The 24308-nt window shown below is 39.2% G+C and carries 24 protein-coding genes and 3 tRNA genes; 9 read left to right on the top strand and 18 right to left on the bottom strand.

Annotated features, from left to right (window positions below; genetic code table 11):
* Window positions 1–2 precede the first annotated feature (2 nt).
* Complete coding sequence (locus tag AC3E9U_RS07420) at window positions 3–1220, bottom strand: BaiN/RdsA family NAD(P)/FAD-dependent oxidoreductase (protein ID WP_488746271.1); 1218 nt, start codon at window positions 1218–1220, stop codon at window positions 3–5.
* Entirely contained in the window at window positions 1217–1897 is a 681-nt protein-coding gene (locus AC3E9U_RS07415) for a glycerophosphodiester phosphodiesterase (RefSeq protein ID WP_488746270.1), read from the bottom strand. Before AC3E9U_RS07415 ends, AC3E9U_RS07420 begins: the two co-directional genes overlap by 4 nt.
* A gap of 88 nt (window positions 1898–1985) precedes the next feature.
* Between AC3E9U_RS07415 and AC3E9U_RS07410 the strand changes: the two genes are divergently transcribed.
* On the top strand, window positions 1986–2456 hold the full coding sequence (locus tag AC3E9U_RS07410) for a hypothetical protein (protein ID WP_488746269.1): 471 nt from the start codon (window positions 1986–1988) through the stop codon (window positions 2454–2456).
* Between the two features lie 13 nt (window positions 2457–2469).
* Here the strand turns inward: AC3E9U_RS07410 and AC3E9U_RS07405 are convergent, their stop codons facing one another.
* The gene (locus AC3E9U_RS07405; protein ID WP_488746268.1) at window positions 2470–3303 is read right to left on the bottom strand and encodes a hypothetical protein; all 834 of its coding nucleotides are present in this window, start codon (window positions 3301–3303) and stop codon (window positions 2470–2472) included.
* A gap of 267 nt (window positions 3304–3570) precedes the next feature.
* Window positions 3571–3652 (bottom strand) — tRNA-Leu (locus AC3E9U_RS07400).
* 242 nt (window positions 3653–3894) lie between these two features.
* Here AC3E9U_RS07400 and AC3E9U_RS07395 point away from each other — a divergent pair.
* On the top strand, window positions 3895–5283 hold the full coding sequence (locus AC3E9U_RS07395; RefSeq protein ID WP_488746267.1) for a dipeptidase: 1389 nt from the start codon (window positions 3895–3897) through the stop codon (window positions 5281–5283).
* A gap of 72 nt (window positions 5284–5355) precedes the next feature.
* Here AC3E9U_RS07395 and AC3E9U_RS07390 read toward each other — a convergent pair whose 3' ends face one another.
* Entirely contained in the window at window positions 5356–6180 is an 825-nt protein-coding gene (locus AC3E9U_RS07390) for a hypothetical protein (RefSeq protein ID WP_488746266.1), read from the bottom strand.
* 283 nt (window positions 6181–6463) lie between these two features.
* Here AC3E9U_RS07390 and AC3E9U_RS07385 point away from each other — a divergent pair, with 283 nt between their 5' ends.
* Complete coding sequence (locus AC3E9U_RS07385; RefSeq protein WP_488746671.1) at window positions 6464–7564, top strand: DUF4407 domain-containing protein; 1101 nt, start codon at window positions 6464–6466, stop codon at window positions 7562–7564.
* 120 nt (window positions 7565–7684) lie between these two features.
* On the opposite strand, the gene AC3E9U_RS07380 is transcribed toward AC3E9U_RS07385, so the two are convergent.
* From AC3E9U_RS07380 to ruvC, 7 genes are all read right to left on the bottom strand, one after another.
* Window positions 7685–8401 carry a PH domain-containing protein gene (locus tag AC3E9U_RS07380; RefSeq protein WP_488746265.1) on the bottom strand — a complete coding sequence of 239 codons (717 nt, stop codon included), beginning with the start codon at window positions 8399–8401 and terminating at the stop codon, window positions 7685–7687.
* A 53-nt stretch (window positions 8402–8454) separates the two neighbouring features.
* A complete protein-coding gene (locus AC3E9U_RS07375) occupies window positions 8455–8820 on the bottom strand; it encodes an MmcQ/YjbR family DNA-binding protein (RefSeq protein ID WP_488746264.1) in 366 nt (121 codons plus the stop codon).
* Window positions 8821–8840: 20 nt separating this feature from the next.
* The gene (locus AC3E9U_RS07370; protein WP_488746263.1) at window positions 8841–9608 is read right to left on the bottom strand and encodes a cyclase family protein; all 768 of its coding nucleotides are present in this window, start codon (window positions 9606–9608) and stop codon (window positions 8841–8843) included.
* A gap of 135 nt (window positions 9609–9743) precedes the next feature.
* Entirely contained in the window at window positions 9744–10025 is a 282-nt protein-coding gene (locus tag AC3E9U_RS07365; RefSeq protein ID WP_488746262.1) for a GIY-YIG nuclease family protein, read from the bottom strand.
* 65 nt (window positions 10026–10090) lie between these two features.
* On the bottom strand, window positions 10091–11227 hold the full coding sequence (gene hemW / locus AC3E9U_RS07360; RefSeq protein WP_488746261.1) for a radical SAM family heme chaperone HemW: 1137 nt from the start codon (window positions 11225–11227) through the stop codon (window positions 10091–10093).
* Window positions 11228–11264: 37 nt separating this feature from the next.
* Complete coding sequence (locus AC3E9U_RS07355) at window positions 11265–12119, bottom strand: DUF6252 domain-containing protein (protein ID WP_488746260.1); 855 nt, start codon at window positions 12117–12119, stop codon at window positions 11265–11267.
* A gap of 36 nt (window positions 12120–12155) precedes the next feature.
* Window positions 12156–12710 carry a crossover junction endodeoxyribonuclease RuvC gene (gene ruvC / locus AC3E9U_RS07350; protein WP_488746259.1) on the bottom strand — a complete coding sequence of 185 codons (555 nt, stop codon included), beginning with the start codon at window positions 12708–12710 and terminating at the stop codon, window positions 12156–12158.
* 93 nt (window positions 12711–12803) lie between these two features.
* Here ruvC and AC3E9U_RS07345 point away from each other — a divergent pair, with 93 nt between their 5' ends.
* Both AC3E9U_RS07345 and AC3E9U_RS07340 read left to right on the top strand, forming a co-directional pair.
* Window positions 12804–13748 (top strand): hypothetical protein, encoded by a 945-nt coding sequence (locus AC3E9U_RS07345; protein WP_488746258.1) that lies wholly within the window; start codon window positions 12804–12806, stop codon window positions 13746–13748.
* A complete protein-coding gene (locus AC3E9U_RS07340) occupies window positions 13736–14863 on the top strand; it encodes a glycosyltransferase family 2 protein (RefSeq protein WP_488746257.1) in 1128 nt (375 codons plus the stop codon). Before AC3E9U_RS07345 ends, AC3E9U_RS07340 begins: the two co-directional genes overlap by 13 nt.
* Before the next feature lies 1 nt (window position 14864).
* Here the strand turns inward: AC3E9U_RS07340 and AC3E9U_RS07335 are convergent, their stop codons facing one another.
* Window positions 14865–15347, bottom strand: a complete 483-nt coding sequence (locus AC3E9U_RS07335; protein ID WP_488746256.1) for a hypothetical protein — start codon at window positions 15345–15347, stop codon at window positions 14865–14867.
* 42 nt (window positions 15348–15389) lie between these two features.
* Here AC3E9U_RS07335 and AC3E9U_RS07330 point away from each other — a divergent pair, with 42 nt between their 5' ends.
* Window positions 15390–15890, top strand: a complete 501-nt coding sequence (locus AC3E9U_RS07330) for a DUF456 domain-containing protein (protein WP_488746255.1) — start codon at window positions 15390–15392, stop codon at window positions 15888–15890.
* Here the strand turns inward: AC3E9U_RS07330 and AC3E9U_RS07325 are convergent.
* The 4 genes from AC3E9U_RS07325 to AC3E9U_RS07310 all read right to left on the bottom strand — a co-directional run bounded on the left by AC3E9U_RS07325 (window position 15887) and on the right by AC3E9U_RS07310 (window position 18253).
* Complete coding sequence (locus AC3E9U_RS07325) at window positions 15887–16744, bottom strand: DMT family transporter (RefSeq protein ID WP_488746254.1); 858 nt, start codon at window positions 16742–16744, stop codon at window positions 15887–15889. The genes AC3E9U_RS07330 and AC3E9U_RS07325 overlap by 4 nt on opposite strands.
* A 69-nt stretch (window positions 16745–16813) precedes the next feature.
* A tRNA-Asp gene (locus AC3E9U_RS07320) sits at window positions 16814–16890 on the bottom strand.
* Window positions 16891–17163: 273 nt separating this feature from the next.
* Window positions 17164–17240: transfer RNA gene (locus tag AC3E9U_RS07315), tRNA-Asp, on the bottom strand.
* A gap of 86 nt (window positions 17241–17326) precedes the next feature.
* Entirely contained in the window at window positions 17327–18253 is a 927-nt protein-coding gene (locus AC3E9U_RS07310; protein ID WP_488746253.1) for a DUF58 domain-containing protein, read from the bottom strand.
* A 12-nt stretch (window positions 18254–18265) separates the two neighbouring features.
* Here AC3E9U_RS07310 and AC3E9U_RS07305 point away from each other — a divergent pair, with 12 nt between their 5' ends.
* The 3 genes from AC3E9U_RS07305 to AC3E9U_RS07295 all read left to right on the top strand — a co-directional run bounded on the left by AC3E9U_RS07305 (window position 18266) and on the right by AC3E9U_RS07295 (window position 23367).
* Complete coding sequence (locus AC3E9U_RS07305; RefSeq protein WP_488746252.1) at window positions 18266–18694, top strand: nuclear transport factor 2 family protein; 429 nt, start codon at window positions 18266–18268, stop codon at window positions 18692–18694.
* A 26-nt stretch (window positions 18695–18720) separates the two neighbouring features.
* Window positions 18721–20490, top strand: a complete 1770-nt coding sequence (locus AC3E9U_RS07300; RefSeq protein ID WP_488746251.1) for a DUF885 domain-containing protein — start codon at window positions 18721–18723, stop codon at window positions 20488–20490.
* A gap of 102 nt (window positions 20491–20592) precedes the next feature.
* Window positions 20593–23367: an AsmA family protein gene (locus tag AC3E9U_RS07295; protein WP_488746250.1), complete on the top strand. Its 2775-nt coding sequence runs from the start codon at window positions 20593–20595 to the stop codon at window positions 23365–23367.
* Window positions 23368–23429: 62 nt separating this feature from the next.
* On the opposite strand, the gene AC3E9U_RS07290 is transcribed toward AC3E9U_RS07295, so the two are convergent.
* Window positions 23430–24233 (bottom strand): bestrophin-like domain, encoded by an 804-nt coding sequence (locus AC3E9U_RS07290; protein ID WP_488746249.1) that lies wholly within the window; start codon window positions 24231–24233, stop codon window positions 23430–23432.
* Window positions 24234–24308 lie beyond the last annotated feature (75 nt).

The raw sequence follows: 24308 nt of genomic DNA, 5'->3' as shown, positions 1-24308 counted from the left end.
CCTTATTTTTCAGTGATGGCACGTGCCGCTAAAAATCCTCCTGTCCAGGCGTTCTGAAAATTAAATCCGCCTGTGATCGCATCGATATTTAAAATTTCCCCGGCAAAGTAAAGTTTGTTGTGGATTTTGCTTTGCATGGTCTTAAAGTCGATTTCCTTTAGATTGATGCCTCCTGCGGTTACGAATTCTTCCTTAAAAGTACTTTTTCCGTTTACCTGAAACTGTCCGTTGGTTAACTGATTGGCTAAATCGGTCAGTTGTTTTTTGGACAGATCGGCCCATTTGGTCTCAACTGAAATTCCCGATGCATTAACTAAGCTCTCCCACAAACGTTTCGGAAAATCAAACGGGCAGAATTTCACGACCAGTTTTTTTGCATTTTCATCTTTCAGATCTTTCAGAGTGTCCATGGCTTCTTCGAAATCGGTTTCGTGGAGCCAATTGACTTGTAAAATAAATTGATAGTTTTTGGTTGCCAATTCTCTTGCTCCCCATGCGGAAAGGCGTAAGATTCCGGGTCCGCTCATGCCCCAGTGGGTTATCAGTAAAGGTCCGGATGCTTTGAGTTTGGAGTCTTTCACTTTAACGGAGGTAAAGGCTGAAACGCCCATCAGATCTTTAATTCTCGCATCTTTGATGTTGAAGGTGAACAGCGAAGGAACCGGTTCTTCAATAGTATGTCCGAAAGAATTCAGCATTTCCCATATCTTCGGATTGCTGCCGGTTGCAATCACAAGCGTATCACATTTGAATGATTGCTGATTGGTGTCTGCTTTCCAATAATTTTCTCCTTTAAAAATGGATTGAACACTTTGCCCGGTCAGAATATCAATTCCTAATTTCTTCGTGGCTGTTAAAAAACAATCGATGATGGTTTGCGAACTGTCCGATATCGGAAACATTCTGCCGTCCTCTTCGATTTTGAGTTCCACGCCGTGTTTTTCGAACCATTCTATAGTATCTCCAGAACAAAACTGATGAAAAGGGCCTTTTAATTCCTTTTCGCCTCTTGGGTAGAATTTCACCAGATCATTGGGAATGAAACAGGCATGAGTAACATTGCAGCGCCCGCCACCTGAAATTTTCACTTTGGAAAGTACTTCTTTTCCCCGTTCAAGAATGGCGATCTTTAATGTCGGATCGTTTTCTGCGATATTGATGGCGGTAAAGAATCCGGCCGCACCGCCGCCTATAATAAGTATGTCGTAATTTGTACTCATAATCTATCCGGGAAATCGGAAATAATTCCGTCGATAATATGGGCTTCCAGACGTTCGATATCTTCGTAATGATTTACGGTCCAAACGTTTATTTTGTAGCCTTTCTTTTTGGCTTCGTGAATGTTGTCGCTGGTCAGTAGTGAAAAATGCGGATGAATAGCGTAGGCTGAGAGTTCGTCTGCCCATTCCAAAGCCTGTTCCACACTGGCTTGGGATAAAGTGGCTAATCGGATTTTAGGATTGATGGCTTTTGCTTTTTCCAATTCGTCTTTTTGGAAACTGGAAACGATGAAATCTTCGTAGGTCCAGCCTTTTTCGGTAATGTATTTTTCAATCAGTTCGCAGGTCGGCTGGGCAGTTCCATGTCCTTTCAGTTCGACATTGATCCAGCACTTTCGGTTTATTGAATCGAAGACTTCGGTCAGGGTCGGAATTTCAAATTCGCCGTTTACTTTTAGCTCTTTTAATTCGGACAAGGTCAGTTTGTGAACCTCACCCTTGCCATCGGTCATTCGTTCTACGGTAAAATCGTGAAAGACTACCACTTCGCCCGAAGCACAAACGTGAACATCGAGTTCGATTCCGTGAACCCCTAAATCCAGTGCTTTTTGGAAGGATTCCAATGTGTTTTCGGCCAGATATCCTTTGGCGCCGCGATGTCCGATTTTCTGAACCATGAAAATTTTGACGTTTATTTAACTATACAAAGATATAATAGATTGTAGTCTGGTGCGTTAAGATAGTTAGGATTAATGATGAAAGCGTATGAAAAATATAGTTACTTTTTTGCTGATGGTGGTTTTTGCCATAGGGTGTTCGTCTAAGAAAACAGTTGCAGAAGAAAAAAAAGAGCCTACGGTTCAATATCGTGATGATTTCAGATCTGTTTCCCAAAGTTCCAAAAAGAAATTTTTGTCGGAGATGAAAGCTACCGGCGAAACAGCGTCGGTTATTATTCTGACCAAAGGTTTCAAAGGAGAAAAAGTCACCGTCACCAATGAAAAGAAATCGATTTATTCCGGAGTTCCGATCAGTAATCTGAGTACGGGAATTGCAGGTTACATCACTATTGATAATACACTTGACACCAAAATAACAGATGAAGGAAGTAAAAAGGAAGCGGTGATCGATACTAAAAATGCTAAAAAGCATAAGTTTATTTATGTGATGAAGGATCCTTCGCAATCAAATCCGTATGTGATCACTTACAGTAATACACTTCGTCCGTTAAAATAAAAAACGAACTTTTTTATTTTGTTGTTTCGTTGATTTCGTCTGTTTTTTGCACAATCTGGTTCACTACGGAATCCAGATTTTCTGTTGCGGTTTTGAGTTTTTGGATGATTTCGTAATTCTTCGGGTCGTTCGGGTCGTCAAAATTGATGATGCTGATTAATCCTTCGATGCTTGCTACAGGGCCTCTAACCATGTGCGATTGAAATTGTGAAATTTCGACCAGTTTTTCGTTTCGGAGTTTTATGGCTTCTTCTGATTTGATTCTCAGTTCCAATTCTTCCTGGGATTTTGCTAAGGCCTTTCGTAATGTTTCAACAGAAAGATTCTCCAGTAAACACAATAAAAAAATACTGGTTATGGTGAATATCCAGTGAATTACAGGGGTAAGTCCGAGTGGCTCTTTTCGGGTGAGTAAATTGAAATGTTCTGCTAAAACAAGAAGGAAGCTTCCCAATGCGGCAATGATTCCGAAAACCCATATTTCCCTTTTTCCCATGGTCAGACCGGCAAATAATACGACAATCGGCAGAAGCTTGATGCCGTGCGCCTTGATTCCGCCACCGCTCCACGAGAACAGGATGATCATGATCAGTAGAAAAGAAATGTAAAATGATGCGACCGCCCGTACGTTGCCTTTCTTTGCGAGGAACGCTGATATTAAACTTACCGTCCAAACGATGGAAAGGATTAAAGAATAACGCAGAATATGTTGGCTCTGAAAGAACATGCCAATGAAAAGTGAAACAGAAAGGATAAAAAGAAAAATCAGGATTATTTTCACGAGGATTAATCTTTTGTCGTTAAGATCCGTGTCCTGTAAACCGAAAAATGAAATTATTTTTAACATGGCATTACTTTTTTGCTGACCTTTTTAAAGAATGCGGTAATCAGTTATTTGAAATTCAGGCGAAAGTGTTTTTATTAACCTTAAATTAATAACTGAATTTACTTATTCTGAATCACTTTAATAAGCCTAAAGGTAGTTTAATTTTTCCTTTGAGGCTATTTTTGAGTGTTGATATTTATTGAAAAGCCTAATGTGGAAGTTGTGGATATCCGATAATCTCAGAAAAATAAAGGCATAAAAAAAGCTTCCCGATTTGAGAAGCTTTTGTGCGGGTGATAGGACTCGAACCTACACACCGTGAGGCACCAGATCCTAAGTCTGGCGTGTCTACCAATTTCACCACACCCGCAGGCTTATAAAACAAGTAGTTGTTTCATTAAGTGGGGCAAAGATATACATAACTTTTAAAACTGCAAACTTCAAAAGGTAAATTCGCAAAACTTTTTACGCTGAGTAAGGTAACTGTTTTACTTTTAGAGATTTGTGATTTGTGAATTTTCATGAAAAATACAAATTGAGTATTGAAATTCGGAATTGAGTATTTTCTTTTTGATTTTTTGTACATTTGGCTTTCATCATTTTAACAACATAATGGACAATATCAAACAGTACGTTCAGGACAATAAGGAACGTTTTCTTAATGAGTTAATAGAATTATTGAAGATCCCTTCTGTAAGTGCAGACAGCGCTTACTCCCAAGATGTAATCGATACTGCCAATGCGGTAAAAGCAAGCCTGGAAAAAGCAGGATGTGATTTGGTGGAATTGTGTGAAACACCAGGATATCCTATCGTTTACGGAGAAAAAATCATCGATAAAAATTTACCGACCGTCTTAGTTTATGGTCATTATGATGTTCAACCGGCGGATCCAATTGATTTGTGGACTTCACCACCATTTGAGCCGGTTATCAAAGCTACTGAATTACATCCTGAAGGAGCAATCTTCGCACGCGGTGCCTGTGACGACAAAGGTCAGATGTATATGCATGTGAAAGCGTTCGAATACATGATCCAAAACAATTGTCTTCCTTGTAACGTGAAATTCATGATTGAAGGGGAAGAGGAAGTAGGTTCTGCAAGTTTAGGCTGGTTCGTGGAGCGCAATCAGGCGAAATTAGCCAATGATGTGATCTTGATTTCCGATACGGGAATGATTTCTAACCAACAGCCTTCGATTACAACAGGTCTTCGCGGATTAAGTTATGTAGAAGTGGAAGTTACGGGCCCGAATCGCGATTTACATTCCGGATTATACGGAGGTGCCGTTGCGAATCCAATCAACGTACTGACAAAAATGATTGCTTCAATGCATGACGAAAACAATCATATTACCATTCCGGGATTCTATGACAATGTAGAAGAACTTTCTACAGAAGAAAGAGCCGAAATGGGCAAGCGTCCGTTCTCCGAAGATGATTATAAAAAAGCATTGGACATTGCTGATGTTTACGGAGAAAAAGGATATACAACAAACGAAAGAAATTCCATCCGTCCTACGCTTGACGTAAACGGAATCTGGGGCGGTTATACCGGAGAAGGCGCTAAGACGGTAATTGCAAGCAAAGCTTATGCTAAGATTTCTATGCGACTGGTTCCGAATCAAGATTGGGAAGAAATCACCCAATTGTTCACTAAGCATTTCGAAAGCATTGCGCCGAAAGCGGTAAAAGTAAAAGTAACGCCGCACCACGGTGGTCAGGGTTATGTAACTCCGATTGATTCTGTAGGATATCAGGCAGCAGCGAAAGCATATGCGGATACTTTTGGCGTACAACCGATTCCGGTGCGTTCCGGAGGAAGTATTCCGATTGTAGCGTTGTTTGAAAAAGAACTGAAATCCAAAACCATTATGATGGGCTTCGGTTTGGACAGTGACGCGATTCACTCGCCAAACGAGCATTTCGGAGTGTTCAATTATCTGAAAGGTATTGAAACGATTCCTTTGTTCTACAAATATTTTGTGGAGTTGAGCAAATAAGAATTAGTCCATAAAAAACAAAAATCCGCTTTTCGAGAGAAGAAGCGGATTTTTTTATTGTCCTTATCAACACTATTTTTCAAGTCCGGGTACCGAACGGTAAATATAGTCGGAATGCGTTTTTTGAAAATACTTGCCTATTTTTTTATCAAATTCTTTTTGGGATTTTTCATCTTTCCACTGTGCTTTAAAGAGTTCGTCGTCTCTTTTAAAAGCTTTTTCAATGTCGCCTAACGATTCTACTACAAAGACTTCCAAAAAATCGGTACTGTTGGAACCCCATGCATGCGAATGCGGATAATAGGCTTTTATGAATTCGTTCTTATTAGTTACAGCATCAAATAACTGTTTGTTCAATTCATTGAATTCTTTATCGGTTCCGTCTTTCGGGTTGGCAAAAGAACTTTTTCTGACGTAATAAATCATTTGTTTATCGGCTATTTTTGGCATCAGCTTAGCGCCCGGAAGTGCAGCGTAAATTTCATCGGAATGATGACCATCGTAAAAGCTGCTTCGTTTTTCAAAAAAGGCAGTTCGTTTTTTTTCATCCGGCCAGGCTTGTTTTACCAGCTCTTCATTGCGATCCCAGGCTTTTTTGATGTTGTCCCAGCTTTCATAGGCATACACGAAGATGATTTCAGTATTATCGGCCGTAAAATAATGGGTAACAACATTGGCTCCTTTTATGAACTCGTTTTTCATAATCACCTTATCGAAGTACTCTTTTTCGACGGCTTTCCAGTCATCCATAGAAGGATTATCAAGTTTGGTGTTCCAATGCATGGTCGTTGCGGTCAGATACATGTGTTTATCGGCTTCTGCCTGACTAAAGAGCAAATTATTCACAAAGAATAGAACCAAAAAGGGCAATAAGAATTTGTAGTGGACAGTTTTCATAAGTTCAAAATTTAATATTTCGGAATCAGTGAGTAATCCTTATGTGAAATTTGAAAAGGGGCTTTTGAAAACTTGCGGTATAAGATACAAATTTAACAATTATTTTAACACAAATACCTGATAATCAGCAAAATATAATTGTTTGGAATTTTCATATAAAAAGATTTGTAATGCCGATATAGATATGGAACGGAATGTAGATTAAAATAAATCATTGGTTTACAGTATAATATAAAAAATGGCGTTAAATTTGCAGTATCATCATCAATCAAAAATCATCATCATGTTAAAACGTTTTTTTATCCTGTGCTCCGGCGCAGATAGAACTTTGCTCGATACTTGCAGCGAAGGCGAACAAACCAAGTATGTCGGCGTAGGTGCCACCGTTTTCTTCACAGCAATTATGGCTTTTATTGCCGGAAGTTATGCCTTGTTTACGGTTTTCGACAATGTATATTACGCTGTTTTTTTTGGAATAGTCTGGGGTTTACTTATTTTCAATCTGGATCGTTTTATCGTTTCGACCATCAGAAAACGCGATAAATTCAGAAGTGAATTATTACAGGCTTCTCCGCGAATCGTGTTGGCCATGATCATCGCTATCGTGATTTCAAAACCGCTGGAAATCAAAATCTTCGAAAAAGAAATCAATACGGTTTTACTGAAAGAGAAAAATGAAATGGCCATTGCTAATAAAAATCAGGTGACCAATTATTTCAAAGGCGATGTAACGAAAAACCAATCAGAAATCGACAGCATCAAATCAAACATCAAGGCCAAAGAAAAAGAAGTAGCCGATTTATACCAATCCTACATTACGGAAGCGGAAGGTACCGCCGGAACCAAAAAAATGGGAAAAGGCCCGATTTATAAAGAAAAGAGATCGGCCCACGATTTGGCTTTAAAACAGTTAGATTCGTTAAAATCCGCATCGGCTAAAACCATTGCCGATAAAGAAACGCGATCCAAAAACCTGCAAGCCGATTTAGACAAAAAAGTAGCCGATTCAAAACCTATCATTGACGGATTCGACGGACTGATGGCCCGAATCAATGCCTTAGACAAATTGCCTTGGTTGCCGTCGTTCTTTATTATGTTACTGTTCTTAGCAGTTGAAACTTCGCCGATCATAGCTAAATTATTGTCTCCGCGTGGGGAATACGATTTCAAGCTGGAAGACAATGAAACAGCACTGAAAGTATGGATCGAGCAGCATGTGTACCAACGTAATCTGCAAAAACAAACCGATGCAGGCATTTATGATAAAGTGTATGCTGATATACGGGAAGACAAGGAAATTTACGATTACAAACGCAAAGCAGCTTCCGAGTTGTTAAAACTGCAATCGGATGCTTATGTTGAGAAGCAAAAGAGTGTGCTGTAGGTTTTAGGGAGCCGGGAAAAAGTAAAAAGAGACAAGAACCAAGAGTCAAGAATCAAAAAGAAAGGGATAAGTTGTAATAAAACCACTTATCCCTTTTTACTTTTTGCTTATCCCTGTTTTTTACATATACTGTAAAATTTCGGCTTTTAATTTGTCGTATTCACCCTGAAGGATCAATCCGTTGTCCAACAGTTTTTTGTAATTCTGCAATTTGGCAAACAATTCATCACTGCTCATCTCACTTAGTTTTTTTTCACCTGAAGTTGGCTGAGGAGCCGGATCTTCATAAGTTTCCTGAATAGCAGGAGTTGTCGGCATGATTTCGGCAAATGAAGTTACTTCTTCTGTTTCGATCTCTTCTATCGGTTCTTCCTGAATAGGAGTTGGTTCTGCAGTAGGAACTGTTTCTACAACAGGAGCAGGAGCAGCAGTCATGCCAGGATTTTTCAACAAGTCCAATTGTTCTTTGGCAAATGTATATAGTTTTCGAGCCTGATTTTTTGGCAAATAGTCAACGGTATGCGTCAATTCGGATTTGGTTGTGAAAGTGAAATCAGCACCTAGAATTCCTTCTTTTACAAATGCAGCTGCAATATCGTCCCAGTCATAATCCGTGAATTCCATTGACAAGCCTAAATTTTTCGGTTTGCAAAGGATGATTCTTTTGTTGGTTACCACAATGCTGTCCGGTAAGATGGTTACGGCCGGTTTTTTCTGCACGGCGATGTAGCCCACTTCTTCATTGCTCATTAATAAATTTTCCAGTTTAGAAGTGATTTTTTCGATCGCTTTCGGATCCTGGTCTTCGTTCAATATTTTCTTTAAATTGTCAATCATCGTTATTGAATAAAAATTTGTCGTGAAATTGGCATCAAATGTAGTGCCTATTTTTAAAAATTGTTGATTTCCTCTTGTTGTTTTTTTGTTAAACCCTTAAAAACCAAATTATAAGAATGGTCAATAAGTTCTTTAATAAATGAATCCGGAATCGAAGCGTTTATTTTTACGGTATTCCAATGCACTTTACTCATGTGATAGCCTGCCTGAATATCATCATACTGGCCCCGTAATTCAAGTCCCCAATCGGGATCACATTTGAGGTTTACCGAAGGCGTCCCGTTCTCCCATTCCTGTAATGACGACAAGGCAAACATTTTTCCGCCTACCTTAAATACCAAAGTGTCTTCATCAAAAGGAAAATGTTCGGTAACTCCTTTTTTTGCCAGACAGTAATCGTAATAGACATCGATAGTCATTTCTAAATTTGGTTTATGGTTTACACTATTGAATACAGCACGGGTTTGCTCGGACTGGCATCATTTTCAAACGATGCAATCTGCAGGTTTAGTATGTAACTGCCATCCGGGATTTCATCATTTACATAAATGAGTTCCGTAATAGTGCAATTCATCCTTGCATCGCTGTTCAGGTTGTTTACATCTTTTACATTCCAAAAGGCTTTGTGTGCCAATAGTTTTCCTTCGTCATGTTCTTTATCCACGCTTGGCAAATCAATCAGCAAATGTTGGATACCGCTTTCGCGGATAAAAGTCGCGGCTTCTTCCAGCAGATAAGGCCAGTTGGTATTCGAATATTTTTTCGAAGTCTTTTCTGTGGAATTAGGTATTGTTCTGATAATGATGGCCTCGGGCGACTTACCTTCTAAAGCCTTTTCAACCTGTGATTTGGTGATCACAAAATCCTCACCCTGCGATTCGGGCAAAACGGAAATTACTTCTGCTGTAAAAAAGAAATGCTTTAGTGACTGATTAATACTGTAAAAATCACGCGTGATATGTCCTAAGCACTCGGTATGGGTGCCGTGTCCGTGCGGATTGAAAAAGATATTGTTGAAATTGGTAGACGAACTTCCTTCCGAAACTTTACCTATCCAATCTCCGAAACGAACCGGTTCAATTTCCGGTTTTTCGATGTACCAGGCAATCGGATTTTGGTCGGTATTGCTTAAGGGTAACGAAATATCCAGTGGTTTTGATAAATCTATATTGAAAGTTTGTTCGTTGTGTTGTATAGTGGCTTTCATTTATGTTTCATGCTGAATTTGGTGCACTCGTCATGCTGAATTTATTTCAGCATCTACAATTTAAAAATATCCTGAGAATCAGTTCAGAGTGATGATGTAAAAAAATCTTATGTCACACTGAATTTATTTCAGCATCTAAAATAATATTAATTCCGTTAATTCTGGGTTGTTTTCCTTAATCAAATTCCATTTCCAGTCTTTGCGCCAGTTTTTCAGCTGCTTTTCCCTTGCAATAGCCTGAGTAATATCTGTGAATTCTTCGAAATAGATCAGTGTTTTAAGATTGTATTTTTGGGTAAATAAAGAACCGGTGCCGTTTTTATGTTCTGAAATTCTTTTCGGTAAATCCGATGTGACACCTATGTATAAAATTGTTCGGGAAGTATTGGTTACTAAATAGACGTAGCTTGTTTTCATAAACTTAAGAATATCCTGAAACAAGTTCAGGATGACGTGGCGGATAAAATGTTGCGGTTCTGTTTTTATTCCTCCAAATTTAAGTAAAACAAGTCAGACGCAATTCCGTCGCAAAAGAATTTTCCTTTTTTAGTGGTTTTGAGAATGTCGTCTTGTAAAATCAGTTTTTCATCGTCAAGATACCGCTGCGCATTTTCAAGCAGATAATGCAGCATATTCTCCCCGAATTCGACTTTGATCCTTTCCAAAGAAACGCCCCAAGTGGTGCGCAAACCGGTCATGATGTATTCGTTATAACGATCAGTTACAGTTAATTCTTCCGTTTCGGAAGGTAATCTGTTTTCAGTTAAAGCTTTTATGTAAAGTGAATTGTTGGCGATATTCCAACTTCGGTTGGTTCCGTCATAACTGTGTGCCGACGGACCGATGCCAATATATTTTTTGCCGAGCCAATACGCCGAATTGTTTCGTGAGAAATAATTCTCCTTTCCGAAATTAGACAACTCATAATGTATGAATCCGTTAGCTTCGAGTGTGTTCACCAACATTAGAAACTGTTCGTGTGCCACAGCATCATCAGGTTGGGGAACAATTCCTTGTTTGATGAATTTCTGCAACGCGGTTTTTGGCTCCACCGTTAAGGCATAGCTCGAAATGTGAGGAATGTTCAAGTCCAGAACGGTTTGGATATTATGCAGCCAATTTTCATTAGTAAGACCCGGAATTCCATAGATCAGATCGACCGAAATATTGTCGAAGTACTTCGTGGCAATTTCCAGACATTTTTTCGCTTCCGCCGAATTGTGAGCCCGGTTCATCAGTTTTAAATCGTCTTCATAAAAAGACTGAACGCCGATGGAGAGTCGGTTTATTCGGTTATTTGCTATTTCGGCAATACGTTCTTCTGATAGATCATCCGGATTGGCTTCTACCGTTATTTCCGGATTTTCGGAGACCGTATAGTTTCTATAAACTTCATCTATCAAAAGTCGTAAATCCTCGATGGGTAATATAGAAGGCGTTCCACCGCCAAAATAAATGGTTTCCACAATTTCGTTGTCAAACTCGTTTTTACGCAAGCTTATTTCTTTGACCAGGGCCATAACCATCTCGTCTTTCTTCTTAAGTGAAGTCGAAAAATGGAAATCGCAGTAGTGACATGCCTGCTTACAAAAAGGGATATGGATATAAATTCCTGCCATAAAAAAAAGGGCTGATAACAGCCCTTATTAGTTTTGTTTACGGAATCAATTCTTTGAAAGTTCCGTTGCTGATTGTTACTGTAGAACCATTAGTTGGGTGCGTTGCTGTTAAGCTAAACGTTCCTTTAACATAATTTGGAGTAGCTTCCGTGTATGTTATTGTTCCCGATACATTGTATTCAATATTTTGGTGAGTGGCAGTATCGTATTTCGAGAAAGCAACTCTTTTGTTTGCGGTATTGTCGCTAAAATTGAACGTTCCTGTAGTCGGAGAGAAGTAAGGATAAACAATCCCAATCTCATACTGCGTTCCGTTTTTGATATTTAACGTTGTAGTGGAAAGATCACCTGTTGACCCACTTTGCACAGCATACCAATCCTGATTGTTTATTTTGGCATAAGTTCCAAGACCTGTCACTGTTGGGGTGTAGTCAATATAAGAAATCTGGAATGAACCGCTAACAGTACTGTAGGCTGATGTATGATCGTATTCGTCATCATATACTTTTCCGTTGAAAGTAACTTTGATCGTTTTGTTAGTAGTGTTGATTTCTGTCAGATCAAAGTTAAAAGTATCGTCACTATAGTAAGCAAATGAAGTCTGCAACGGGAAGGTGCTTGACATCGAATTTGGGTGCGTAAAAGACTGATAAAGGTTTCCGTGTGTGTTGAATTTTAAAGAAAGACCCAAACCATCCGGAGTATCCGCACTAACTTCAATAAAACCTTCTTGTTTTATTGCATTCCAGTTGTTTACGGTTTTTGATGTTCCGTTATAGGTAAGGTTAAAGTACTCTCCTTGTTGTTGAGACGAGTCCGAAGAACTGTCAGATGAACAGGAAAATAAAGAGGCTGCCAATACGAACACAGCCAAAAATTTAAACATTTTCATACTTGTTTTTTTTAAATGATTCTTACAAATATATTCTTATTTTTTTATTCTGTCTTCATTCTGTTTCACAAAAGAATCCCAGCCGGAATAACTTTTTCCGATCTCAACTCTGCCCGAATTGAAAAAATGACAAACCGCTGCTGCCAGTCCGTCTGTGGAGTCTAAATTCTTCGGTAATTCTTTTAAACCGAGCAATTGCTGCAGCATTTTGGCTACCTGTTCCTTACTGGCGTTTCCGTTTCCGGTAATGGCCATTTTTATTTTCTTGGGCTCATATTCGGTTATCGGAATGCCTCGCGACAAACCCGCTGCCATAGCTACTCCCTGGGCACGTCCCAATTTTAACATCGACTGAACGTTTTTGCCGAAGAACGGTGCTTCAATCGCAATTTCATCCGGATGATAGGTCTCGATCAGTTCGATAGTGCGCTCGAAAATCCGTTTCAGACGCATGTAATGATCGTCCATTTTATTGAGCTGCAATTCGTTCAGCTGAATGAATTCCATTTTTTTATTGATGACCCTGATCAGTCCGAAACCCATAATGGTCGTTCCGGGGTCAATTCCTAAGATGATGCGTTCGTTTACCATTTGTGAGTTATCGGTTTACAGTTCTTGAAAACGACGGTATTCATTTTCAAATTTTCAAATCGCCACATTTTCAAATTGATTACTTTTGTACCGATGATTCCAATACCCCACAAAGCTAAACAATTCCTTGTTCTTCTGATCAAACTTTTGGTTGTGGGGGGCGCATTTTATTTTATTTATGATCAGTTGGCCAACAACGACAAACTCGATTGGTTTAAATTCATGACGCTTTTAAAAGAAAAAAAATCATTTGGGAATATTGTCCTGATTTTATTCCTCACTTTTTTAAACCGTTTTCTGGAAATTTTGAAATGGCAGAATTTAGTGGAAGTCATCAATAAAATAAAATTAAAGGAAGCCTCAAAGCAGGTTTTGGGGGCATTGACCGCCGGATTGTTTACGCCAAACGGCATCGGGGAATATGCAGGGAAAGCCTTGTTTTTTGATAAGTCGCAAACCAAAAAAATAGTTTTTCTGAATCTGATCTGTAACGGTATCCAAATGATACTTACGGTGATTTTCGGGATTTTCGGATTGTTGTATTTTAATGCGAAATTCGAAATAATTACCGCAGAAACGGTTGGGATTTTATTCGGAATATTGGTTCTGGCAGCCGGCGTTTTATTCTTCATCAAGAAGATCGATATCAAAGGATATTCCCTTGAAAAACTCATTCACAAAATAAACGGAATTCCGAAAAGTATTCATCAGAAAAACATTTTATTAGCCGTCGGGCGCTATTTGGTTTTTTCGCATCAGTATTATTTCCTATTTTTAATTTTCGATGTTGAAATTCCGTATCTGCTGTTAATGGCGGCCATAACCAGTGTTTATTTTTTAGCATCGTCGTTACCCACGTTTCAGTTTCTGGATTTTGCCGTGAAAGGAAGTGTTGCGGTTTATTTCTTCGGAATGTTGGGTGTAAACGAATGGATTGTCATATTTATCAGTACGCTGATGTGGTTTTTGAATGTAGTAATTCCTGTGGTAATCGGGAGTTATTTTGTTTTAAATTTTAAAGCGCAATGGAAATCGTAAACTTACTTATAGTGTTGATTTATATCAATTACGTATTCTTTATCGGATTGTTGATTTGGGGTTTTTCGAGAGTGAAGTATTTTCAGGAAATGACTTCCGAAAAAAAAACCGGATTTTCCGTTGTGATTCCCTTCCGGAACGAAGAAAATAATCTTCCGGATTTATTACAGTCCCTGTCTCACCTGAATTACCCGAAAGATCAGTTCGAAATTATTTTTGTGGATGACGAATCAAAGGATGAATCTGTTCGGGTTATTAACCGTTGGCGCATGGAAAATCCTTGGGTACAACTTACAATATTAGATAATGTGAGGGTTTCCAAATCACCCAAAAAAGATGCGATTACCCGTGCGGTGACCATTGCAAAACATCCGTGGGTCATTACTACTGATGCGGATTGTATTGTCCAGAAGGATTGGCTTACTGTTTATGATGCCTGTATTCAGAACAGCGATGCTGAAATGATAGCCGGAGCAGTTAAATTTCCAACAAAAGGCGGAATCCTGTCTCATTTTCAACAGATGGATTTGCTGAGTTTGCAGGGTGCGAGTATCGGAAGTTTCGGTTTGGACGAAGCTTTTATGTGCAACGGAGCCAATTTTGCTTATACCAAAACATTTTTTTCTGATTTGAAAGGATTTCACGGAAACAATCATATTGCAAGCGGAGACGATGTTTTTCTTTTGCAGAAAGCGATAGCCAAATTTCCTGAAAAAGTACGCTATTTGAAAAACAACGATGCTGTCGTAACTACAAAACCGGAGAAAAGCTGGTTCAGATTATTCAAACAACGAGTGCGTTGGGCTTCAAAAGCATCCGCTTACCAAAGTGATTTTGCCAAAGGATTAGCGATTATGGTTTTTGTAGCCAACTTTTTTCTGGTTTTCGGTTTATTGTTGACCGTTTTCAACCTGATGGATTGGGAATTCCTTCTGATTTTGTTTTCGGTGAAATTTGTCGTGGATTTTATTCTGATGTACCAAACCAATCGATTCCTCAAAATGTGCATGTATTCCGTAGTGATAAGTGGTTTGATCTATCCTTTTTTCAGCACCTTCGTAGCCTTGTACTCCCTGGTTGGAGGCTTCGAATGGAAACGCGAAAATATCAAATAGGCTATTCGGTTTTCAAAATAACCGGCAAGACGAATTGTGTTTTTACCGGGATCCCTCGTTTAATAGCCGGGTTTACTTTTGGCAAATCCACTAGCTTGGCGTGTAAAATGCTGTCGATTTTAATCTTATCGTAAGTAACGCTGTCTTTCGGGAATTGTGGTTCGAATTGTAAACGGGAATCGGGAAATACTGTTACCTTTACTTCAATGGTGTCAATGTCTGGATAAAGAATCGCTAAGGTGTCAACGCTCAATTTTTCCTGTATGGTCTGCGTTAAATATTCAAAGAAACATTGTTTACGCTGGGCTTCATCCGTAATTACGTCGCAGGCATCGATTGACGGGAACGCGTCCACTTTTTTCCAGTCGATTTTCTTTAGTTCTTTTTGCAGCAATTCGTCTTCAGACGGCGTCTTCTTGTCGAAAAGTTGACATGAAAAAACCGTTAGTGAAAAGACAGTTAATGCAAAAAGTTTTTTAGACATTGTAAAAGCTTAATTTTAAGTGCCAAAAATAGTAAAAAAAAGATGGAATACTTTTTATTAATCACCGGTTTTGTGTTTATGCTTGTCGGAATATTGGGAAGTGTCCTTCCTGTGTTGCCGGGGCCGACTATTAGTTGGGCAGGTTTACTTTTGTTGTATCTAACCAAAGCGGTTCCGGATAATTATTGGGTTTTGGGAATTACTTTGGTGATTGTAGTTGTTGTAACGGTTTTGGATTATGTAATTCCGGCCAAAGGAGCCAAACGGTTTGGAGGAAGTTCCTATGGTGTTTGGGGAACCAATATCGGCCTGCTTGTCGGTCTGATAGCGCCGATTCCCTTAGGTGTTGTTGTTGGGCCGTTTCTGGGTGCTTTGATTGGGGAATTAATTTACGATAGTAAGGATCATAAAAGAGCCATGAAAGCTGCTGCGGGTTCTTTCATAGGTTTTCTTACTTCCACGTTTATGAAGTTTGTTGTTTGTGTGATTTACTTCGGATTGTTCCTGGCAAAGGCGTGGGAATACCGAAACTTCTGGTTTTAGTTTTGATTCCGTCTAAAGAAAGTGATGCTGATTCCGAATAAAATGATCATACCGCCCAGTATCATTTGAAGCGTAATTGTTTCTTTCAGAAAAATCCATGCGATGATTGGTGTTATTAAAGCCTGACTGAGTAGGCTTAGGGAAACGCGGTTGGCTTCCATTTTTTGCGTTGCATAACTGATCAGTGTCCATGCTACCAGCTGACACAAAATTCCCTGAACGAGTAGAACGCTCCAAACGGTAGTTGAAAATCCGTAAAAGGGTTGTTTGAAAATCAACAGAATGAGCGCAAGAAAAATACTTGAAACGCTCATGCTGTATGTCATAAAACTTACGGGCTGCATCTGATTAAGAACATATTTGCTCAGTAATATGTAGGCGGAGTAAAAAATTCCCGAAAGCAATCCAAAGCAAAAACCGATGTCGAATTCGAACTGGTAGAAGGTTTCGTAACCAATTAAGACAATCATTCCTACAATAGCGAAGAAAGCGCCGATCCAGAAACTTCTTTTGGGTTTTTCCGGCAGAAAGAAAAACATGCCCAGTCCAACCCAAACCGGAGCTAAATTAGTCAGCAATGTAGCTTGTGTTGCGGAAGATTGCTGAATGGCAATGTTCCAAACGGCGATATCAGACCCAAAACAGATTCCGCATAACAATATAATCAAAGCGGTTTTTTGATTGGGGATTTCCAGTTTTTTTCGGAGCAATACAATGGGAACTGCTATAGCTGTCGCGATGGCCATTCGAAAAAACGCCGAACTTAAACCGGAAACCGGCGTCCATTTCACCAATATCGGGAAAATGGAAATGCAAAAAATACCGATCAGTAATGCCAGTCGCGGGTTTTTCATAGTGCTGGGGTTGAAAGCAAATATAGGTAAAACAAAAAAAGCTCCGATTTCTCGAAGCTTTTTTGTTACTGGCGGTCTGGACGGGACTCGAACCCGCGACCCCATGCGTGACAGGCATGTATTCTAACCAACTGAACTACCAAACCAGTGCTTTATTGCGTTGCAAAAGTAAGTCGAAATTTGTCTTTATGCAATATTTTTTAGAAAAAAATCAATAAATTTTTTAAGTGACTGACTTTCAGTTTTTAAAAAATGCTTGGGGTTGTAAATTAAAAAAGCTCTCCATAAAAATGGAAAGCTTTTCATTGGTCTAACTACTAAACCTGGTACTTTCGTACCTAAACAACACAACTGTTTTAAATATTATCTAAGAGGGCAAAAAAGCCTTTCTTTTCGAAAGGCTTTCTTTTACTCTTTACTGGCGGTCTGGACGGGACTCGAACCCGCGACCCCATGCGTGACAGGCATGTATTCTAACCAACTGAACTACCAAACCAGTGCTTTATTGCGGATGCAAATATACAACCATTTTCAACCCTTGCAAATGTTTTGATGAAAATAATTTTATTTTTTTTAACCTGTTTATCTAAACTTTTGTTTTTCAATAAGATACGTGGTTAGTATTTTTTCAAATTTTTCGTCAACCGAGACGGGAACGTACTTTATTTTGTATTGCGAACAGGTATTTGCCACCTTTTCAAAATAGGCTTCCACCAGTTTTTCGTAGTCTTTTTTGATGTTTTCGGCAAATAGGTTGACCTGTTCACCTGTTTCCACGTCGATAAATTTTCGCGGTGCGTTGTCAAAATCGAAATTAAATTCGGTTTTCTTATCAATAACATGGAACAGAACTACCTTGTGCTTGTTGTGTTTTAAATGCTGAAGCGCTTTGAACAACCGTTCGTCATCTTCACCCTGAAACATATCCGTGAATAAAATGATCATGGAACGGCGGTGCATTTTTTCTGCAATATGATGCAGATAGGTAATGGTGTCGGTTCTTTTGGTTTCTTTCGGCGCCTGCAGAATCGATTCCAGCTGATTTAAAAGCATACGATGATGACGCTCGCTTCCTTTTTCCGGAGCATAATAATCATACGTGTCGGAATAAATGCTTAATCCCACAGCGTCACGTTGTTTTTTAAGCAGGTTCATCAAAACTGCCGAGGCCAAGACAGAAAATCCAATCTTGTTTTCATAAAAGAACTGTCCGTCTTTCAGTTTCGGATAATGCATCGAAGACGAATTGTCAATGATCAAATGGCAGCGTAAGTTGGTTTCTTCTTCGAAACGTTTTGTATACAAACGATCTGTTTTTGCAAATAACTTCCAGTCGATGTGTTTGGTACTTTCGCCCGCGTTGTAGATTTTATGCTCGGCAAATTCGGCAGAAAAACCATGAAACGGACTCTTATGCATGCCGGAAATAAAACCTTCCACAATCTGGTTGGCTAAAAGTTCCAGGTGTTCAAAACGGGATATTTTCTCTATTTGACCTTCTATCTTCATAAATCCAAAGATATGAAAAAAGGAGTGATGCAGATTTGGATTTTATTTCCAATATTTGTGTTGTTAATATACTACACGATGAGTCCGGAAACATTACAATCAATAGCCTTTCGTTGGTTTGAGGCATTCAATACCAAACAACTTGAAAAATTATTGGCGCTTTATGACGATGAGGCGCAGCATTTCAGTCCGAAATTAAAAATCCGTCAGCCCGAAACCAATGGTCTTGTGGTTGGAAAAGAAGCGATGCGCAACTGGTGGCAGGACGCGTTTGATCGTTTGCCGAGCCTTCATTATAAGGTAACTTCGTTAACAGCAAATACGGACAGAATTTTCATGGAATACGTTCGTCAGGTGGATGGAGAAGAGGATATGTTGGTGGCTGAGGTTTTGGAGGTCCGTGAAGGGAAAATTATTGCTTCGCGAGTGTATCACGGTTAAAACTTATTTGATCTAAAATTCAAAATATGAAAAAAAAGCTTTCTATAGCGTCGGTTTTGTTGGCTTCATTGCTATTTGTAAACTGTAAAAAAGAAGAAAAAATGGTCGTTGATTTTAAATCGGTTACCGATAATTATTTTAAGGAAAAGAATGCGCTCAATCCTTTGGACGCAACATTGAACGGTCAGAACGATTACAACGATCAGTTTGTGTTTGAGATGACCGATGCCTACAGAGAAAAACAAGGTAAATTTTTCGATAAATACGAAAAACAACTTTCTGACGTGGATACTACCGGTCTTTCTGCGGAAGAAAAAATCAGTTATGAGATCATCAAATGGGAAATGGCCATTGGGAAAGACCTGTTGAAACAGGAAGCGAATCTCATGCCGATCCACCAGTTTTCGGGTACGCATCTGACCATGTCGCAATTTGCAAGCGGAACCAATGCTCAGCCTTTCAAAACGGAGAAAGATTATCGCAATTTCCTGAAGCGAATGGAACTGTATTCGGTTTGGATTGATTCGGCGATGATCTACATGGAAAAAGGAATTCAGAAACGAATGGTACTGCCGGCCGTGCTTACGGAAAAAATAATTCCGCAATTCGAAGGACAGATTACCCAAAACGTTGAAGACAATATTTTCTATTCGACCATTAAGACAATGCCTAACACGTTTTCGGAAGAATCAAAACTTTCCCTAAAAGCGGATTATACGAAGGTTATCAACGAAAAACTGATGCCGCAATTCCAAAAAATGGCTGAGTTTTTAAAAACTAAATACCTTCCGGCTTGCAGAAAAACCAGCGGTATAGGAAGTCTTCCGAACGGAAAAGATTTATATGCAGTGTACGCAAAACAATGGACGACTACTGAGATGAAACCTTCCGATATTCACGAATTGGGATTGAAAGAAGTAGCGCGTTTAAAAGCGGAGATGGAGAAGGTAAAAGAACAAGTTGGTTTTAAAGGAACGATCGTGGAATTCTTCGATTATGTCCGAAATAAACCGGAACTAATGCCTTTCAAAAAACCGGAGGAAGTGATTGCGAATTTTGAAGCAATTCATAAAAAGATAAAGCCTAACGTAGACAAACTTTTCTCGTTACAGCCAAAGACACCGTTTGAAATCCGAAGAACGGAAGCATTTCGTGAAAAAACGGCCAGCGCAGAATACATTCAGGGAACGGCCGACGGCTCAAGGCCGGGAATTTTCTATGTGCCGATTCCGGATGTAAAAAAATACAATTATTACGGTGATGAAGATCTGTTTCTTCACGAAGCGATTCCGGGACATCATTTCCAGATCTCACTACAACAGGAAAACAAAGAATTGCCTGATTTCAGAAAATTCAATTGGTTCGGCGCTTATGGCGAAGGATGGGCGTTGTATACGGAAAGTTTAGGTAAGGAACTGGGATTGTATACGGATCCGTATCAGTATTTCGGAATGCTGGGCAATGAAATGCACCGCGCGATCCGACTTGTAGTTGATACCGGATTGCATGATAAAGGCTGGACACGCGAGCAGGCCATCAAATATTCTTTGGAAAATGAAGCAGAAAGCGAGGCCAGCATTATTTCAGAAATCGAGCGTTATATGGCGATGCCGGGTCAGGCCTTATCGTATAAAATCGGTCAGATGAAAATTATTGAACTTAGAAAAAAAGCTGAAAATAAACTGAAAGACAAATTCGATATCAGAGTATTTCATCAAAAAGTATTGGAATCCGGCGTGATGCCACTGGCGTTACTCGAGAAAAAAATAAACGATTGGATTGAGAAGGGGAATTAGTTTCCCCTTTTTTTATGTTCTGTAGGAAGCATTTCAACGGATATATAAGGCGTTAGGTAGGCAAATTCGTTATAAAACAGAAATGGCTTGTAATTTTGTAATATGAGTACAAATCGCAAGTCCATATCAATTAAGTTGTTAAAGATCACTATTATAGCGATTAGCTCTGTATTGTTTCTAATGTTCATTTTGCCGATTTTGTTCCCCGGAAAAATTGCTCAGGAGGTTAGGACGATGGCGAACAAAAGGTTGAAAGGGGAATTGAATTTTACCAAAGCCAACCTTTCCTTCTTTCATCATTTTCCGTCCTTAACCCTTACGGTTGATGATTTTTCTTTAAAAGGGTCGGCGCCTTATGAAAAGCAGAAGTTTGTTTCTTCGAAAGAAGTTGCGTTCGGGATCAATATTAAGTCGCTTATTTTCGAGGGAGAAGTCAAAATCGATGAGATTATTATTTCCGAAGCCGATATCCATGTGATGATCAATGAGAAAGGAGAAGCGAATTACAATGTTTATGTTTCAGAGAGCAAAAAGAAAAAGGACGACTCAGAAGCTTCGTTGCGACTTGATAAAATAGTCATTCAGGATAGTCGTTTTGTATATGATGATAAGTCGTCTAAAATTCTGATTAACGCCAGAGGGTTTAACTACACAGGAAAAGGTGATTTGCATGAAGCCATTTTTGATTTAAAAACAAAAGCGACCATTGCTTCTTTTGATCTTATTTTTGAAGGAGAAGAATATCTTAAGAATAAAAAAATCGACGCAGAACTCCTAACCAGCATCAATACCAATTCGCTGGCTTTTGTTTTTCAGCAGAACAATCTGATTTTAAACAAACTTCCTATCGATTTTAATGGGAAACTGAACATTCTTAAAAGTGGTTATGATATTGATTTAAGTGTAAAATCCAAAAACAGCAAGTTACACGATTTCTTCACTGCACTCCCTCCTCAATACATAAAATGGCTGGAACAAACAGAAATAAGTGGAACCACGGATTTTTTATTGGTCTTTAAAGGGATTTCGGATGTATCCAAAAAACGGAATCCGGATTTAAATTTTAACATGAAGGTTCGTGACGGTTTTGTTTCCTATAAAAAAGCCAATATTCCGGCATCAAACATTTATCTGAATTTCGACACCAAAATACCGGCGTTGAATCCCGATAATATGTATGTGAAAGTAGATTCGTTGTTTTTTAATGTCGGGAAAGATTATTTCAGCGGCATTGCCGAAGTGAAAGGATTGGAAACGCCTGATATCAATGCTAAAATCAAATCACAACTCGATTTAGGAAAACTGCATCGCGCTATTGGGATTCAGAATATGAGTTTCAAAGGAATACTGAATGCCGATATTAAGGCAAATGGGGAATTTGATCAGAAAGCGCATCTGTTTCCGGTAACGAAAGGCGCTTTGGTGTTGCAGAAAGGCGCCATCAAAACAGCATACTATCCGAATCCGATCGAAAATATAAACATTACCGCAAATGTGCTGAACACTACCGGGAAATATAAAGATATGAAGGTTACCCTTAAACCTGCACAGTTCGATTTTGAAGGGAAACCGATTTTTGTTGATGCCGACCTGGCGAATTTCGATGATATTACCTATGATGTCAAGGCCAATGGAGAATTGGATCTGGGACGCATTTATAAAGTCTTTTCCAGAAAGGATCTGGATGTTCAAGGCTATGTGAAAGCTGATGTGAGCCTGAAGGGAAGACAAAGTGATGCGGTAAATGGCAATTATAATAAGCTGAATAATAAAGGGACCATGGTCTTGCGCGATATCAGAACCAAATCGGATTATCTTCCTTTGCCTTTTGTGATCAAAGAAGGCATATTTACGTTCAATCAGAACGATATGTATTTTAAGGATTTCCGGGCAGTTTATGGTCAGTCTGATTTTAAGATGAACGGAAAAATGCAGAATGTCATCAATTTTGTCATGTCAGACAACGCGGTGCTGAAAGGACAATTCTCAGTTGATTCCGATTATATTAATGTGGATGAATTTATGTCCGGTACTTCTAACGATTCTTTAGCTGTCACAACCAACGATAGTATCTCTAAAACTGAGGTGCCAGAAACAGGGGTGGTAATCATTCCGTCCAATTTCGATTTCAATCTGAAAGCCAGAGCCAAAAAAGTCAATTTTCAAGGATTGAATATTGACGGCCTGAATGGAGAACTGGCTATGAAAAACGGAACAATTAATCTCAGGGATACTAAGTTCGGGATGATCGGAAGTCCGTTTGTCATGAATGCAACATACTCGGCAATAAACACCCAAAAGGCGGTTTTCGACTATTCGATCAAAGCCAATGATTTTGATGTCAAAAAAGCCTACAACGAGATAAAGATGTTTCGCGAGATGGCTTCGGCTGCTGAAAATGCGGAAGGAATTGTTTCCTTGGATTATAAAATCGGCGGACATTTAGACGGGAATATGGATCCGATTTATCCTTCATTGTCCGGTGGAGGTGTTTTGTCGGTGAGAGATGTTAAAATGAAGGGGTTCAAATTGTTTAATGCGGTCGGTAATAAAACGAATCATGATGAAATCAAGGATCCTAAGCTGTCACAAATCGATATAAAAACCACAGTGAAAAATAACATAATGACTATTGAGCGGTTCAAATTCAAAGTCTCCGGTTTTCGTCCGAGAATCGAAGGGCAGGTCTCTCTTGACGGGGAGTTGAACCTGAAAATGCGTTTGGGATTACCGCCATTTGGAATCATTGGTATCCCTATGGTTATTACAGGGACAGCTGATAATCCTAAAATAAAAATAGGCAAGCAAACTGAAGATCTGGAAGAAAAGGAATATGACAGTACGATTACCGGAACCGGTGTAGCTCACATACCTTAATTTTTTATTGTTTGCAAAAATGGTAATGCCCCGAATGTTTCATGTTTCATTCGGGGTTTTAATTATTTTGTCTCTGCGTTGATGAATTGCTGCAAGTCGACCATAGACTGTTGGGATACTCTGATGAAGTTGTTTTGTGGACGGTCCAGTATGGCTATTAAAGTAATCACAATCGAAAAAGAGAGTGCCAGAATAAGTGTAGACCACCATGATCTGCTGGAGCCGGCTATGGCCATTTGGTATCCGACCGAGAACATGGAAAGGATGATGAGGATGTAAAGGATAATCCAAAATCCGTTTGGGATTCTTGCCTGCCAGCCGACGGCTACGCGCGTATGATGCAGATTAATCATTTCGTTTATGGATTCGACGTATAAGGCGCCTATGTCCGAATTTAAATCTTTCTTACCATTTCGGACTGCAATCTCGAAGAGTCTGCTGTGGATTTCGGAAGATAAAGCAATTGTCTTTTCGATTCGTGCTGATTTCTGCTGAAATGACTCGTCGGTCCCAGGCAGATTAGCGCGTAAACCAACATATTCTTTAATTAGTTTTTGACTCTCATTGCGGTCTGATTCCGGAAGAAATTCAGACCGGAGCCATACACTTCGGATTGCATTCGCTTCTTCACGCACCAGTGCTTTTTTGGTGTCGTATCTTTCGGAAACGATATTAAAAGTAAACACCAGGATAAAGACCAATAACCCTAAAATGGAAGCTGAAATACCGGATACAGATGATTCTTTTTCTTTATCTGATTTTTTATGGATCTGGTTTCCAATACGATAACCTCCGTCAATGGAAGATACCACTAACAAGCAGGTCAGTACAAAGATGAGCCATAGAGGTATATCATCAAGATTCATAGCCTAATTGCTTTAAACGTTTAATGCCAATACTATCAGACTTTTATATGCTTAAAGTTACAAAAATTGTAAGGA

This window comes from Flavobacterium sp. 21.1, from assembly GCF_057801535.1.
Note: the sequence above shows the minus strand (reverse complement) of the source record. Positions and strands in the feature narration are given on the sequence as shown.

Bases quoted from the DNA above. Each gene is read 5' to 3' on its own strand.
- ruvC (WP_488746259.1), bottom strand. From the start codon at position 12,710: ATGGTAAACGAACGCATCATCTTAGGAATTGACCCCGGAACGACCATT.
- AC3E9U_RS07370 (WP_488746263.1), bottom strand. From the start codon at position 9,608: ATGAAAGCCACTATACAACACAACGAACAAACTTTCAATATAGATTTA.
- AC3E9U_RS07310 (WP_488746253.1), bottom strand. From the start codon at position 18,253: ATGAAGATAGAAGGTCAAATAGAGAAAATATCCCGTTTTGAACACCTG.
- AC3E9U_RS07385 (WP_488746671.1), top strand. From the start codon at position 6,464: ATGTTAAAACGTTTTTTTATCCTGTGCTCCGGCGCAGATAGAACTTTG.
- AC3E9U_RS07325 (WP_488746254.1), bottom strand. From the start codon at position 16,744: ATGAAAAACCCGCGACTGGCATTACTGATCGGTATTTTTTGCATTTCC.
- AC3E9U_RS07305 (WP_488746252.1), top strand. From the start codon at position 18,266: ATGAAAAAAGGAGTGATGCAGATTTGGATTTTATTTCCAATATTTGTG.
- AC3E9U_RS07410 (WP_488746269.1), top strand. From the start codon at position 1,986: ATGAAAAATATAGTTACTTTTTTGCTGATGGTGGTTTTTGCCATAGGG.
- AC3E9U_RS07295 (WP_488746250.1), top strand. From the start codon at position 20,593: ATGAGTACAAATCGCAAGTCCATATCAATTAAGTTGTTAAAGATCACT.
- AC3E9U_RS07420 (WP_488746271.1), bottom strand. From the start codon at position 1,220: ATGAGTACAAATTACGACATACTTATTATAGGCGGCGGTGCGGCCGGA.
- AC3E9U_RS07290 (WP_488746249.1), bottom strand. From the start codon at position 24,233: ATGAATCTTGATGATATACCTCTATGGCTCATCTTTGTACTGACCTGC.
- AC3E9U_RS07395 (WP_488746267.1), top strand. From the start codon at position 3,895: ATGGACAATATCAAACAGTACGTTCAGGACAATAAGGAACGTTTTCTT.
- AC3E9U_RS07380 (WP_488746265.1), bottom strand. From the start codon at position 8,401: ATGATTGACAATTTAAAGAAAATATTGAACGAAGACCAGGATCCGAAA.
- AC3E9U_RS07300 (WP_488746251.1), top strand. From the start codon at position 18,721: ATGAAAAAAAAGCTTTCTATAGCGTCGGTTTTGTTGGCTTCATTGCTA.
- AC3E9U_RS07365 (WP_488746262.1), bottom strand. From the start codon at position 10,025: ATGAAAACAAGCTACGTCTATTTAGTAACCAATACTTCCCGAACAATT.
- hemW (WP_488746261.1), bottom strand. From the start codon at position 11,227: ATGGCAGGAATTTATATCCATATCCCTTTTTGTAAGCAGGCATGTCAC.
- AC3E9U_RS07390 (WP_488746266.1), bottom strand. From the start codon at position 6,180: ATGAAAACTGTCCACTACAAATTCTTATTGCCCTTTTTGGTTCTATTC.
- AC3E9U_RS07405 (WP_488746268.1), bottom strand. From the start codon at position 3,303: ATGTTAAAAATAATTTCATTTTTCGGTTTACAGGACACGGATCTTAAC.
- AC3E9U_RS07375 (WP_488746264.1), bottom strand. From the start codon at position 8,820: ATGACTATCGATGTCTATTACGATTACTGTCTGGCAAAAAAAGGAGTT.
- AC3E9U_RS07415 (WP_488746270.1), bottom strand. From the start codon at position 1,897: ATGGTTCAGAAAATCGGACATCGCGGCGCCAAAGGATATCTGGCCGAA.
- AC3E9U_RS07330 (WP_488746255.1), top strand. From the start codon at position 15,390: ATGGAATACTTTTTATTAATCACCGGTTTTGTGTTTATGCTTGTCGGA.
- AC3E9U_RS07345 (WP_488746258.1), top strand. From the start codon at position 12,804: ATGATTCCAATACCCCACAAAGCTAAACAATTCCTTGTTCTTCTGATC.
- AC3E9U_RS07335 (WP_488746256.1), bottom strand. From the start codon at position 15,347: ATGTCTAAAAAACTTTTTGCATTAACTGTCTTTTCACTAACGGTTTTT.
- AC3E9U_RS07340 (WP_488746257.1), top strand. From the start codon at position 13,736: ATGGAAATCGTAAACTTACTTATAGTGTTGATTTATATCAATTACGTA.
- AC3E9U_RS07355 (WP_488746260.1), bottom strand. From the start codon at position 12,119: ATGAAAATGTTTAAATTTTTGGCTGTGTTCGTATTGGCAGCCTCTTTA.